General features: G+C 64.6%; 8 protein-coding genes and 1 tRNA gene. 5 read left to right on the forward strand and 4 right to left on the reverse strand.

The features are described from left to right. The first annotated feature begins 4 nt into the window (after positions 1–4). Positions 5–796 carry a hypothetical protein gene (locus tag CKJ82_RS07810; protein WP_133064047.1) on the forward strand — a complete coding sequence of 264 codons (792 nt, stop codon included), beginning with the start codon at positions 5–7 and terminating at the stop codon, positions 794–796. Between the two features lie 4 nt (positions 797–800). Here CKJ82_RS07810 and CKJ82_RS07815 read toward each other — a convergent pair. Beyond that, positions 801–874 (reverse strand) — tRNA-Leu (locus CKJ82_RS07815). A 156-nt stretch (positions 875–1030) separates the two neighbouring features. Between CKJ82_RS07815 and CKJ82_RS07820 the strand changes: the two genes are divergently transcribed. Together CKJ82_RS07820 and CKJ82_RS07825 are read left to right on the forward strand one after the other, a co-directional pair. Next, positions 1031–2056 carry a DNA cytosine methyltransferase gene (locus CKJ82_RS07820; RefSeq protein ID WP_095535688.1) on the forward strand — a complete coding sequence of 342 codons (1026 nt, stop codon included), beginning with the start codon at positions 1031–1033 and terminating at the stop codon, positions 2054–2056. After that, positions 2053–2937 carry an NgoMIV family type II restriction endonuclease gene (locus CKJ82_RS07825; protein WP_095276872.1) on the forward strand — a complete coding sequence of 295 codons (885 nt, stop codon included), beginning with the start codon at positions 2053–2055 and terminating at the stop codon, positions 2935–2937. The genes CKJ82_RS07820 and CKJ82_RS07825 overlap by 4 nt, the downstream gene beginning before the upstream one ends. 413 nt (positions 2938–3350) lie before the next feature. Here CKJ82_RS07825 and mfd read toward each other — a convergent pair whose 3' ends face one another. Both mfd and CKJ82_RS07835 read right to left on the reverse strand, forming a co-directional pair. Further along, positions 3351–6983 (reverse strand): transcription-repair coupling factor, encoded by a 3633-nt coding sequence (gene mfd / locus CKJ82_RS07830; RefSeq protein ID WP_095537680.1) that lies wholly within the window; start codon positions 6981–6983, stop codon positions 3351–3353. After that, positions 6980–7663 carry a TetR/AcrR family transcriptional regulator gene (locus CKJ82_RS07835; RefSeq protein ID WP_095535690.1) on the reverse strand — a complete coding sequence of 228 codons (684 nt, stop codon included), beginning with the start codon at positions 7661–7663 and terminating at the stop codon, positions 6980–6982. Before CKJ82_RS07835 ends, mfd begins: the two co-directional genes overlap by 4 nt. Positions 7664–7933: 270 nt before the next feature. On the opposite strand from CKJ82_RS07835, the gene CKJ82_RS07840 reads away from it, so the two are divergent. Then, on the forward strand, positions 7934–9976 hold the full coding sequence (locus CKJ82_RS07840; RefSeq protein ID WP_095537681.1) for an acyltransferase family protein: 2043 nt from the start codon (positions 7934–7936) through the stop codon (positions 9974–9976). On the opposite strand, the gene CKJ82_RS07845 is transcribed toward CKJ82_RS07840, so the two are convergent. Next, positions 9951–11408 carry a multicopper oxidase family protein gene (locus CKJ82_RS07845; protein ID WP_240510727.1) on the reverse strand — a complete coding sequence of 486 codons (1458 nt, stop codon included), beginning with the start codon at positions 11406–11408 and terminating at the stop codon, positions 9951–9953. The genes CKJ82_RS07840 and CKJ82_RS07845 overlap by 26 nt on opposite strands. 80 nt (positions 11409–11488) lie before the next feature. Here CKJ82_RS07845 and CKJ82_RS07850 point away from each other — a divergent pair, with 80 nt between their 5' ends. Then, positions 11489–12724, forward strand: a complete 1236-nt coding sequence (locus CKJ82_RS07850; RefSeq protein ID WP_095537682.1) for an MFS transporter — start codon at positions 11489–11491, stop codon at positions 12722–12724. Positions 12725–12741: the final 17 nt, after the last annotated feature.

A 12741-nucleotide genomic window follows, 5' to 3' on the forward strand; every position in this document is an offset into this window, starting at 1 on the left:
TCGCATGAAACGACACACCGTAATTGCCGCGACACTGCTGACCTCGGTGGGCCTGGCGCTTGCCGGCTGCTCGGCCGATGACTCGACCAGCACCGACACGAGCGCAACGGCATCGCAGGAGTCCCCAGCGTCTGAGAGCACTGAGAGTCCCGTGGAAGCTGCGCCGGCGGAAGACCGAGGCACCGGCGAGCCGCCCGCCGAGTACGGCGAAGAGGCCAACAAGGTCATCGCCGCGTTCAAGGAGAAGTACCCCACCGCGGAGGAAACAGACCTGAATGCGCTCTACGAGCAGATGGGCGGCGACGACCAGTCGATGGAGACGCCCGGCGATGTCACCGTGGATCCGCCGCAGTGCGACTTCTCAGACGAGACCAAGGTCCTGGACAACCTCATGACCAAGCACTCGAAATCCACCCTGCTGTCCAAGCCGGCAGAGATGCCCGAAAGCGGTCCGTCGGTGGACCTGGTCGTCGCGGAATTTGGCAACGAGGACGACGCGAAGGATCTGCTGAAGCGCAGCGACGTCTACAGCGGCGACTGCACGGACATCACGATCACGTCCGGCACCGGAGAGCAGGCCGTCTCTTCCCACAACACGTACGAGAAGTCGGACCTGAAATTTGAGGGCGCGGACGATTCCTTCTCCGGCGTAACCACCGTCGAGGGCGCAATGTCCTACACCGGAGAGACGGTCTACGGCCGCTTTGGCAACACCGTTGTCCAAATCACCGGTTCCGGCGAGGACCCGGAGCAGGTCACGCGGCTGCTGCAGGACGCCGTTGACGCGGTGAGCTAATCGGTGCCCCCAGTGGGACTCGAACCCACACTGAATCGATTTTAAGTCGACTGCCTCTGCCGATTGGGCTATAGGGGCAACAGGCAGTCATCGTACCCTGCACCCCCGACGCACTAAGAATTGCCTACCCCTCCTGAGATTAAGAACATATTTTCGATTCCATCCTCTTGGTGTTGGCTCCAAAAGTAGACTCATTACCCCAAACGGTAAGCACTATATAAAGTAGGTCTCACGATGGAAAAACAACTCACCTCGGTAGAAATTTGTGCTGGAGCTGGCGGTCAAGCGCTCGGTCTTGAGCAGGCAGGCTTTCACCACCGAGCTGTAGTGGAAATTGATGATCACGCAGTGGCAACACTTCGCTCGAACCGTCCGGAGTGGAATGTAATTCACCACGATGTTTTAGAGTTTGATATTTCCCCTTACACAGACAACCTCGACCTCTTTGCAGGTGGTGTCCCCTGCCCGCCGTTCTCCATCGCGGGAAAGCAATTAGGTCAAGACGATGAACGCGATCTATTCCCTCGCGCGATCGAACTCATCGCTAGCTCAAACCCGAAGGCAGTATTGCTGGAGAACGTTAAGGGACTGGCGCAGCCTCGTTTTGCGGCCTACAGAGATAAACTCGTCAACCAACTCGCAGAGCTTGGCTACCAGTCGTACTGGGAACTCGTTACTGCTGCAGACTATCGAGTACCCCAACTTCGGCCGCGATTCATTTTGGTTGCACTGAAAGAGGAGTATGCCGAGTATTTCGCCTGGCCAACGCCATACGAGAACCGCCTCACGGTAGGGCAGGCTCTCGAACCGCTTATGGGTGCAAACGGCTGGCCAGGCGCAAAACGCTGGGCGCAACAGGCAAACGCCATTGGGCCGACTCTCGTCGGCGGATCTAAGAAACACGGCGGACCAGATGTCGGTCCAACCCGAGCCCGAGAAGCTTGGAAGAAATTAGGCGTCCGTGGCACAAGTATCGCAGAAGAGCCTCCTCACCCGGATTTTCCAACCGATCTCTCTGAAAATTTACCTCGCCTCACCGTGAAGATGGGCGCCGTAATCCAGGGTTTTCCTCCAGAGTGGAAATGGGAGGGGGGCAAGACTGCGGCGTGGAAACAGGTGGGGAACGCGTTCCCACCACCTGTGGCCCACGCGATCGGTGTTCGAATTGCATCTGCACTACGAAAGGAGCCTCTGCAGGGCCTCTCCCCGGCCACAGCGATCATCCCTAACGCACCGTTACTCGAGGAGCTATCATCATGAAACCGCGTCCAGCTTTAATTACATCATCGCGCCGCGCCTTACATCAGCAACTTGTTGAATCAGGCACCCTTTCCATCGCGGAGACACCACTTGGCAAGATCGCATCAAACGCTGACAAGAGTCAGTCATCGTCCCGGGCGCTTTCTCTCCACGTCGCGGAACAGCTCCATGCACACACTGCCAAGAAAAAGCCTGGACAGAGCGCTGGAGCGGGCTTCGAACACATCATTGCTGAATTCCTGGAAGCAACGTTCCCCTATATGCAATCTGTGCGCCCGGGCGATTGGTCCATCCTCAATGTGGGCAGCTCACGCCGTAGAGACCATCTCGCAGTGTATGAGCCATATACGCACCTTGCGAGTTTGGCAGAAGCAATCCGCCTTAACCCCGACTTAGGCGCGTCCCTGGGCAACAACTATGTCATATCACCGGACATTTTGGTTCTCCGAAATGCAATCTCAGACGACGTGCTAAATCAAGACCGTGTCATCGTCGATGAACACACTGGTACCCTCTCCCCTGTACGCGCTGCAAACCGCGCGGCTCCCACCGCGCATGTGCACGCTGTCATCTCCTGCAAATGGACAATGAGGAGCGACCGATCTCAGAATACGCGTGCGGAAGCGCTCAATCTGATTAGAAACCGAAAAGGTCGGTCTCCGCATATTATCGCTGTCACAAATGAACCAACGATGAGCAGGATAGCTAGTCTTGCTCTGGGCACTGGCGACGTCGACATGGTGTACCACGTTGCGTTGAATGAGCTTATGATCGCGATTGAAGAGAAGGGAAGCGACGACGCCAAGGAATTAATGCATACCTTGGTAGACGGTGACCGCCTGCGTGACATCGCTGACCTTCCACTTGATCTTTCGGTCTAATTAAATGCTCAGTAGCCCTGCGTCCACTTTCCCTGTACCCATCGGCGCAGCATTCGGTCTCACATTTCATAGTGGAGGCGCTCGTGGTTAGTCGCAATCCGCTATTCGCGGGCACCTGCTGCTGAACTGACTGCCGTCATGCAAGAGGCGGGCTGGCGCCAACGCTTGCAGCCTTCGTATTCAGGGCATCGTCGAGGGGCGCATCCACCGCAACCTGGTTCCACCCCGCCTGCGCCCGTTCGGTGCGAACTCCTGCGTCACGAAAGGCAGTCGTCACGGCTCGACGTTCTGGCACAGTCGAGACGCGCATGGCACTACTCCTGCCACGAAGCGAACGGGCGGTTCTTTTCCCCGGTCACCACCGGCCCCAATGCGGAGCATTTTCTTGGTGCCCATCTCCCCGAATCGGCTGCTTACTCGCTGACCGAGATGACTTTCTTCTTGCCCTTCTTGCCTTTCCCTCCGGCAGGCTTGGGGCCGTTGACGTCAATCTCCTCGACATCGAACATGCTGGACAGGAAGTCGGCTACCCACTGAACGAGTTCCACGTCGCGCAAGTTCGGGCTGTTGATGGCCTTCGACTCGCGCGGCATCGGCACCTGGAGCGTCTTCGCGGCGGCGCGGTAGTTCGCCCCCGAGTACAGGCGCTTGAGCCGCACCTGCTTGGAGTCCGGCAGCTCCACCGGGTGGAACTTGATGCGCGTGCCCTGCACCAGGATGTCGGAGACCCCGGCCTTGCGCGCCTGGTGGCGCAGCCGCGCCACGGCCATCAGGCGCGACACCTCGACCGGCATCGGCCCGAAGCGGTCCACCATTTCCTCGGCGACGCGCGCGAGGTCCTGTTCTTCGCGCGCCTCGGCGAGCTTGCGGTAGATCTCCAGGCGTAGGCGTTCGGCGTTGACGTAGGTTTCCGGGATGTGGGCGTCGACAGGCAAATCGACCCGGATCTCCTTGGGGCCCTGGTCGGTACCGTCGACGGTGCCGCCGTCCATCATGGTCTTAAACGTTTCGACCGCCTCGCCGACGAGCCGGACGTACATGTCAAAGCCGACACCGGCGATGTGGCCGGACTGCTCGGCGCCCAGCACGTTGCCGGCGCCGCGCATCTCCAAGTCCTTCTGCGCCACCGCGATGCCCGCGCCCAGGTCGTTGTGCTGGGCGATCGTGGCCAGGCGGTCGTAGGAGGTCTCTGTAAGCGTCTTTTCCTTCGGGTAGAGGAAGTAGGCGTAGCCGCGCTCGCGGGAGCGCCCCACGCGCCCGCGCAGCTGGTGCAGCTGCGACAGGCCCATGTTCTGGGCATTTTCCACGATGAGCGTGTTCGCGTTGGCGATGTCCAGGCCGGTCTCCACGATGGTGGTGCACACCAGCACGTCGTACTCGCGGTCCCAGAAGCCCTGCACGGTCTGCTCGAGCACCTGCTCGCTCATCTGCCCGTGGGCCACCACCACGCGGGCCTCCGGCACGAGCTGGCGCAGGGTGCGGGCGGTCTTCTCAATGTCGGAGACCTTGTTGTGGATGTAGAAGACCTGGCCGTCGCGCAGCAGCTCGCGTCGGATCGCCGCGGCAACCTGCTTGTCCTCCTGTGGGCCCACGTAAGTGAGCACCGGGTGGCGGTCCTCCGGCGGCGTGGTGATGCTGGTCATCTCGCGGATGCCGGTCAGGCTCATCTCCAGGGTGCGCGGGATCGGCGTCGCCGTCATGGTGAGCACGTCCACGTGGGATTTGAGAGCCTTGATGTGCTCCTTGTGTTCCACGCCGAAGCGCTGCTCCTCGTCCACGATGATCAGGCCGAGGTTCTTCCACTGCACGCCGGTGGTGAGCAGGCGGTGGGTGCCAATGACTACGTCCACGGAGCCGTCGGCAAGCCCGCCCGTGATCTCCTTCGCCTCCTTGGCTGAGGTGAAGCGGGACAGCTCACGGACCGTCACCCCGAAGCCGTCCATGCGGCCGGCGAAGGTGTTGTAGTGCTGCTGAGCCAGCAGCGTCGTCGGCACGAGTACCGCGACCTGCTTGCCGTCCTGCACGGCCTTGAACGCGGCGCGCACGGCCACCTCGGTCTTGCCGAACCCGACGTCGCCGACGATGACGCGGTCCATCGGCGTCGGCTTCTCCATGTCGTCCTTGACCGCGTCGATGGCCGCCATCTGGTCCTCCGTCTCCACGAACGGGAACGCGTCTTCCATCTCCTGCTGCCAGGGCGTATCCGGGGCGAAGGCGTGGCCCGGCGCGGCCTGGCGCTTGGCGTAGAGCTCGATGAGCTCGCCGGCGATCTCGCGCACGGCCGCGCGGGCCTTGCGCTTCGTGTTCTTCCAGTCCGAGCCGCCCATCTTGCTCACGCGCGGGGCCTCGCCGCCGGTGTACTTGCTCAGCAGGTCCAGCGATTCCATGGGGACCCACAGCTGGTCGCCGGGCTGGCCACGCTTGGCGGGCTGGTACTCCAGCACGATGTACTCGCGCCGCGAGTCCTCGTCGCCCGTCTTGATGGTGCGCTCAGCCATCTTCACAAACTTGCCAATGCCGTGCGTGTCGTGGACGACGAAGTCGCCCGGCGTGAGCGCGAGCGGGTCGACGCGGTTGCGGCGACGCGGGGCGCGGCGTTTGGCGCCGGCGATGTCGCCGACCCTGTTGCCGGTCACGTCCGTCTCGGTCACCACGACCAGGTTCGGACCCGGGAACACCATGCCCGCGTGGCTGAGCGCCTGGTAGAGGGTCACGGCGCCGTCGACAGGTTCGAGCCCCGGCGTGGCGATGCGCGCGGAGACGCCGTGTTCGCGCAGGCGCTCCGCGGTGCGCTCCACGGAGCCCTTCGCCGGGGCGACGAAGGCGACCTTGCCGTGGTTCTGCTGCACGTGCAGCTTCAGCGTGGCGTAGAGCTTCTCAATCTCCTTCGGGTCGCCCTTCGGCGCGGGCGCGGGCTCGAACTCGAGGGGCAGCGTCTCCGTGTCGTCCGCGGCGAACATGCCGGGCGGCGCGAAGGTCCACCACGCCGCCCCCGCGTTGCGCGCGGAAACCTCCAGCGACTCGTAGGAACGGAACGAGGACGCGGACAGGTCGAGACCCTCCACGGCGACGGGTCCCTCGGCGCCCATGGCGGCAGCCTCCCAGCCGGCCTCGAGGAATTCGTGGTCAGTCGCCTCCAGATCGGCGATGCGGGTGCGCACCTTCTCCGGGGAGGTCACCATCACGATCGCGCCGGACGGCATCAGCTCCGGCAGCGCCGCGTACTTTTGCTCGGTGAGCGCGGGGATGAGCGCCTCCATGCCGTCGGCGTGGATGCCCTCGGACACGCGGGTGAGCAGCTGCACCAGGGTCGGGTTGGACGGGAACTTCCTGGCAAGCTCGTCGGCTTTGGCGGACACGGTGGCGTCGATAAGCAACTGCCTGGCGGGGAACACCTCGACGGCCGCGACCTCGTCGATGGTGCGCTGGTCCGCGACGGAGAAGCTGCGCAGGTCGGTGACCTCATCGCCCCAGAACTCGATGCGGACGGCCTGCTCGGCGGTGGTGGGGAAAATGTCGATGAGGCCGCCGCGGGTGGCAAACTCGCCGCGCTTAGCCACCATGTCCACGTGCTCGTAGCCGAACAAGGAAATCCGCTCGGTGAGCTGGGAAAAGTCGTACTCGCGGTCGGCTTCGATCCGGATCGGCTCCGGCGCGGGGAGGACGGGCTGGCACGCGGCGCGCGCGGCGGCCACGATCACCCGCGGCATCTCCCACAGCACCTTCGAGCGCCGCCCCACCACGTCCGGCGCGGGCGAGAGCCGCTCGTGCGGCAGCGTCTCGTAGGCGGGGAAATGCCCCACCTTCGCCTCGCCGAGCAGCGCCTTGAGCTCCGCAGCGAGGTCCTCCGCCTCGTGCCCCGTGGCGGTAATGAGCAGCAGCGGCACCTCGCGCGCGATCGCCCCGGCCGCCCAGGCGCGCGCCTGGTCCAGCCCCGTCACATGCAGCGAATCCATCCCTACGTTGGCCACCAGCCCCTTGAGCTTGGGGTCGGTCATGGCCATGGTGAGCAGCCCGCCAAGCGCGGGCACGGTGTCCTGTGTCATTCGTCCTTCTCCCCATCCGTGGGCTTGTAGTGCTTGTCGACGCCACCTTCTCCGCCCCCACCCGCAGCCGAAAGTTCACACGGCACGATGTGGGGCTGCGCTTCCAGGCCGCGGAGCCCGTTCCAGCACATGTTGGCGATATGGGCGGCGGTGGTGTACTTGTCCGGCTGGCGCTCGTCCAGCCACCACAGCGCGGTGTTGGACACCGTGCCGACCAGCGCCTGACCGTACAACGCCGCAACCGAGTCATCTAATCCACGCTGGCGGAACGCCTGCGCTAACAGCGCGGAGACCTGCGAGGTGACGCGGCTGAGCAGCGTGGTGTAGGTGGGCTCCTCCCCCGGCGCTTGGCCGCGGACGATAATGATGAACCCGTCGGTTTCCTCCTCGACGTACTCCAGCACCGCGACCACCCCCTTCTCGATGCGCTCGCGCCACCGCCCGTCCTGGATCACCGCGGAGATCCGCGTTTCCAGCTTCTGCATCTCCACGTCGATGACGGCGCGGTAGAGCCCCTCTTTGCCGCCGAAGTGCTCGTAGATGACCGGCTTGGACACCTCGGCCCGGCTGGCGAGCTCCTCCACCGAGATACCGTCGAGCCCGCGCTCCGCGAAGGCGGCGCAGCCCACGGCAATGAGTTGGTCCCGGCGTTGCTTGCCGGTCATTCGCTGACGAGCCATGCGTACTACTTTACGTCCGCGCTGCCCGCACCCGTCGAGGCCTCACCGCTGGTGACATTTTCTGGAATCGCGCGCGATACGCTAGACTGTCTTCTTGTCATTCCCCATGGTGTAATCGGCAACACTACGGTTTTTGGTACCGTCATTCTAGGTTCGAGTCCTGGTGGGGAAGCTTTTTTATGCAGCGGGTTCGCGTGGCTCAAATAGTAAAATCAATCTTTCCCCGACTACACTGCCATTGTTTTAACAGCTACTCGGAAGGCCTCCCCTATGCCGCGCCCAATTCACGGCTCAACCCAGTATGTCCCTGCGCTCGACGGGCTCCGCTCGATCGCGGTGCTGTTGGTCATTGCGTACCACCTAAACCTTCCGGGCTTTGGCGGCGGGCTGCTCGGCGTCGGCGTCTTTTTTACACTCTCCGGCTACCTCATCACGCTCAACCTGATGAACGGCCACCTGCGCGACAACTCGCTGCACCTGGGCACCTTCTGGCTCCGCCGGTTCCGTCGTCTCGCGCCGGCGATGTTGGCCACCGTCCTGACGGTCCTGCTTCTCTCCGTCGCCTTCGACGCCGAGCACCTGCGCGACCGCGCTTTCGAGGCCCTCAGCTCGGTGTTCTACGTGAACAACTGGCACAACATCGCCACGGGGGCGTCCTATTTTGACCAGTTCAACGGGCCCGGCCCGCTTGACCACATGTGGTCCCTGGCCATCGAGGAGCAGTTCTACCTCCTGTGGCCGCTCCTGCTCTGGGTCCTGCTCAGGGTGCTGCGCCGCCCCTGGCTCGTCGCCACCGCCACGGTCCTCCTCGCCGCCGCCTCCTTCGGGTGGATGTGGGCGCTGGCCACACCCGACGTGGACCCGACTCGCATTTACGAGGGCACCGACACCCGCGCCGGCGGCCTGCTGTTGGGCGCGGCGCTTGCCATCATCGTCGCTGCGCGCCGCAACGCCGGGAAGCAGGTGGCCGCTTCACCGGTGGCCGGCACGCTCGTCGGCGCAGTCGGCTTTGCCGGCATCATCGCGCTGAGCATGGTGGTCGCCCAGGAGAACATGTTCCTGTACAAAGGTGGCATCCTCCTGCTCAACGCGGCGACCGTCATGGCCATCTACGCCGTCTTGGGCACGCGCGGCCCCTGGCCCGCGATCCTCGGCTGGGAGCCGCTGCGCTGGATCGGCGAACGCTCCTACGGCATCTACCTGTGGCACATGCCGGTCATCTACTTCATGCCGAATACGTGGCTGCAGGAGCACCTGTTCTGGGCCTCCGTGCTCACCGTCGGTTTGTCCGTGGCGCTCGCAGCGCTCAGCTGGACCCTGTTTGAAAACCCGATCCGCCGCCACGGCGTGTTCGGCCCGCTCAAGGCATACAAGACGGAGCCGCTGCAGGCGCTGCGCCCGGTATCGCTGGGGTCCACGGTCACGCTGATCAGCGTGATCGCCATCGGCATCCCCGCCCTGTTCGCCACGGACACCGGCAGCCCCGCGAAGCCGACGATGGCGCTGCCCGACTCCGCGAAGAGCAGCGGTCACAGGGAACAGGAGGCCGAGGAAACGACCGAATCTATGACTACCACTGAGCAGGCGGCGTCGTGGAGCGACCAGGCCGCAGACGTCACCACCGCCTGCGGCCAGGTCATCCACGTGGGCGATTCCACCTCGATCGGCATGTTCGACCCCGGCCAGCTCCCCGAGGGCGCGGAAACCGCGATCGACCGCTACCTGGACGCCGGGGCGGACAGCGTCGAGACGAGCGTCTTCGGCGCTCGCGCCACCAACCAAGGGTTTAGCGGCAACGGCGAAAACTACCCGTCTGCCATCGAGTCCGTCCAGCAGCTCCAAAACATGGGCGTGCCCGGTGAGGACACCTGCTGGGTGATCGCCACCGGCGTCAATGACGCGGCCAACGCGGACGCCGCCCGCTCCTACGGCTACGACACCACCGGCGAGATCGAGACCAACATTCGCACGATGCTCGAGCTTCTCGACGGCTACCGCGTCATGTGGCCGACCGCCGCCACCGGCAACCCGAGCAACGGCTTCTACTCCAACGAGAACATGCAGGAGTTCAACGACGCACTCCGCAAGGTCGCGGCGGAGCGTCGCGACGTCGTGGTCTACGACTGGGCGTCCGAGGCCCGCGGCCACCTGGATTGGTTCCTGGCCGGAGACGAGGTGCACTACAACGCCACGGGCAACGACGCGCGCGGCACGCACTTCGCCTCAGCGCTGTCCCACGCATTCCCACAAGGCATCGAGACCAGCGACATCCCGAAGGACGCGGAGGTTACTGCGGACGGTCCAAAATCTTAAACTGGCCCATCATCCCCTCGTCCTCGTGGAACAGCATGTGGCAGTGGTACATGAAGGCGTACTCGGAGTTGGGGAGGAACGGGATGTCCACGTAGAGGCGGACCGTGGCCAGCGGCGGAATGTAGACGGTGTCGTGCCAGCCGTCCGTGAACGCTAACTCGCCGCCTTCCACGCCGAGCACACGGAAGCGCGCGTTGTGGATGTGGAAGTTGTGGGGCCAATCCGCGTTCTCGTTGGTCACGGTCCACACCTCCGGCCCCTCCTTATCAATGACAAAGTCGATCCGGTCCATGTCCATGGACTGCTCGTTGATCTGGAACCCGTTGAGGCGGAACTCGCGCTCCACCGCTGCCTGCACATCGTCGGAGCTCACCTCCGGCGCCGCGGCGAGCTCCGACGGCAGGTCCCCGTTGCTCCCGGACGCAGGCCCGGTTATTTCCAGCAGGTCGAACGTGTCGCCCAGCCCGAAGCCGTTGGCCACCTCCTCGTCCGGGAGGCCGCCGCCGTCCGGCACCCCGATGCTGCGCAGCTTCGCGGTCTTGCCCGCCTCGAGGTCCAGGATAACCTCGGCGCGCTCGCCCGGGCTGAGCAGGATCGAATCCACCTCGACGGGGCGCTCCAGCAAGCCCTGGTCCGTAGCGATGACGTGGACCGGCGTGCCGAAGCTGAGGTTGTGGAACCGCATGGTGGTCCCGTTGAGCAGGCGCAGCCGCAGCCGCGACGCTTCGGCCTCCAGCTTCGGTTTCGTAATGCCGTTGATCAGCGGGGTGTCCCCGAGCAGGCCGTAGGTCGGGTCGATCGTCTCGTCCAGCTGGCCGTCGTCGGTGAACTTGGCATCCGTGATTACCACCGGGATGTCGTCCACGCCGTAGGTACTGGGAAGGCCGAGAGCGTCCGCGTCGTCGTCGGCAATCACGATGCCCCCGGCGAGGCCGCGGTACGCGTGCAGCGCGGACACCCCGTGCGGGTGCGGGTGGTACCAGACGGTGGCGGCGTCCTGCCGCACGGTCCACTCCGGCTGCCACTGCTCCCCCGGCGCGAAGGCGAGCGCGGGGCCGCCGTCCGCATCAGCGGGAAGGTGCATGCCGTGCCAGTGCACGACGGTGGGCTCGCTCACCTGGTTGCGCACAGTCATCCGCACGGTCTCGCCGTTGCGCATGTACAGGGTCGGCCCGAGGAAATCGCCGTTGAAGCCCCAGGTCTTGGTGCGCACTCCGGGCAGGATCTCAGCGTGCCCCTCCTGCGCGGTCAGCTCGATCTCGCGCACTCCCCCGACCAACCGGCCCTGGTCCAACGGCGGAATAGGCAGGGGCCGCGCCTCCTCCTTCGCCCCGCGCGGGGTGGGTTGCCCGCTCGCGCAAGCGGCGAGTACCGCCGCACTCGAGAGGACGATGCCCCGGAAAAAGGTCCGCCGATTGATACCGCGTGCCACGGTCAAAGCCTCCTGCTCAGCCGAAAAGTTTGGTGCGCCTCATTCTGCGCACGCCACCCCTCAACTCTACTATTCCCCACATGAGCAACAGCCCGAAACCACATCAGGAGTACAACGCGCGCAGGTTCATCTGGTCGAACGGCCTGCAAGGCATCGGCGACCAGATCGTCGCCCCCAAAACGGTCCTGCCCTGGCTCTTCACGGCGGCAGGCGTGCCGCACGTCTTCACCTCTTTCCTCGTCCCGATCCGCGAGTCCGGCTCGATGCTCCCCCAGGCCGCGCTCAGCCCGTGGGTCACCTCGCAGGCGCAGCGCAAACGCGCCTGGCTCATCGGCTCGTGGGGCCAGGCGATCTCCGCAGGCTTGATCGCGCTCAGTGCAATGCTTATCGACGGCACCGCCCTCGGCGCCGCAGTCGTCGTCCTCCTCGCAGCGCAAGCGGTGTTCCGCGCGCTGTGCTCCATCGCGGGCAAGGACGTGCAGGGGCGCACCATTGAGAAGGGGCGCCGCGGCCGGATCACGGGCCGCGCCGCCGCGCTGTCCGGCGGCTTCACCCTCGCCGTCGGCCTTCTCCTCTCTTTTCTCCCCAACGACTTGCCCCGGTGGGTGATCGTGGCGCTGCTGGCTGGCGGCGCATCCACGTGGGCGTTCGCCTCGCTGGTCTTTGGCACGATCAAGGAGCCCGCCGAGGAGCCGACTCCTGCGTCCAACACCAACTGGGCGAAGGCCACCTACGATCTGGTCAAGGGCGACCGCCAACTGCAGAAGTTCCTCGTCGTGCGCTCGCTGATGTTGGTCACCGCCCTGTCCACCCCCTTTATCGTGGTGCTGGCGCAATCGGAGGGCGCGAACCTCTCCAACCTGGGCTCGTTCATCATTGCCTCTGGCGGCGCGGCGCTCATTGGTGGGCGCATCTCCGGCATCTGGTCCGATAAGTCGTCGAAGACGACGATGGCTTGGGCGGCGGCGGTGGCGTCGATAAGCCTGCTCCTGCTCGTCGCGAGCGCAAGCCTGCTGCCCGCGGCCGCCAACGCGTGGATCATGCCGCTGGGCTTCTTCGTGGTCAACCTGGCGCACACCGCCGTGCGCGTGAGCCGCAAGACGTACCTGGTGGACATGGCGGACGGCGACCGCCGCACGATGATCACGGGGGCCGCGAACACCGTGATGGGCGTGGTGTTGCTAGTGGTCGGCGCGATCTCCTCGGCGATCTCGGTGCTCGGACCGCAGACCACGCTGGTGTTCCTGGCCCTCGTCGGCTTCGTTGGTGTGTTCTCCGCCGCGAACCTGAAGGATGTCTCTGCCCGCAACGCGTAGGCGTTATGCGTTAACGT

The sequence above is a fragment of the Corynebacterium gottingense genome, assembly GCF_002285125.1.
In the GTDB taxonomy this organism is placed as follows: domain Bacteria; phylum Actinomycetota; class Actinomycetes; order Mycobacteriales; family Mycobacteriaceae; genus Corynebacterium; species Corynebacterium gottingense.

Excerpts from the sequence above, each read along its gene's own strand:
- CKJ82_RS07810 (WP_133064047.1), top strand. The coding sequence starts at position 5 with ATGAAACGACACACCGTAATTGCCGCGACACTGCTGACCTCGGTGGGC.
- CKJ82_RS07820 (WP_095535688.1), top strand. The coding sequence starts at position 1,031 with ATGGAAAAACAACTCACCTCGGTAGAAATTTGTGCTGGAGCTGGCGGT.
- CKJ82_RS07825 (WP_095276872.1), top strand. The coding sequence starts at position 2,053 with ATGAAACCGCGTCCAGCTTTAATTACATCATCGCGCCGCGCCTTACAT.
- mfd (WP_095537680.1), bottom strand. The coding sequence starts at position 6,983 with ATGACACAGGACACCGTGCCCGCGCTTGGCGGGCTGCTCACCATGGCC.
- CKJ82_RS07835 (WP_095535690.1), bottom strand. The coding sequence starts at position 7,663 with ATGGCTCGTCAGCGAATGACCGGCAAGCAACGCCGGGACCAACTCATT.
- CKJ82_RS07840 (WP_095537681.1), top strand. The coding sequence starts at position 7,934 with ATGCCGCGCCCAATTCACGGCTCAACCCAGTATGTCCCTGCGCTCGAC.
- CKJ82_RS07850 (WP_095537682.1), top strand. The coding sequence starts at position 11,489 with ATGAGCAACAGCCCGAAACCACATCAGGAGTACAACGCGCGCAGGTTC.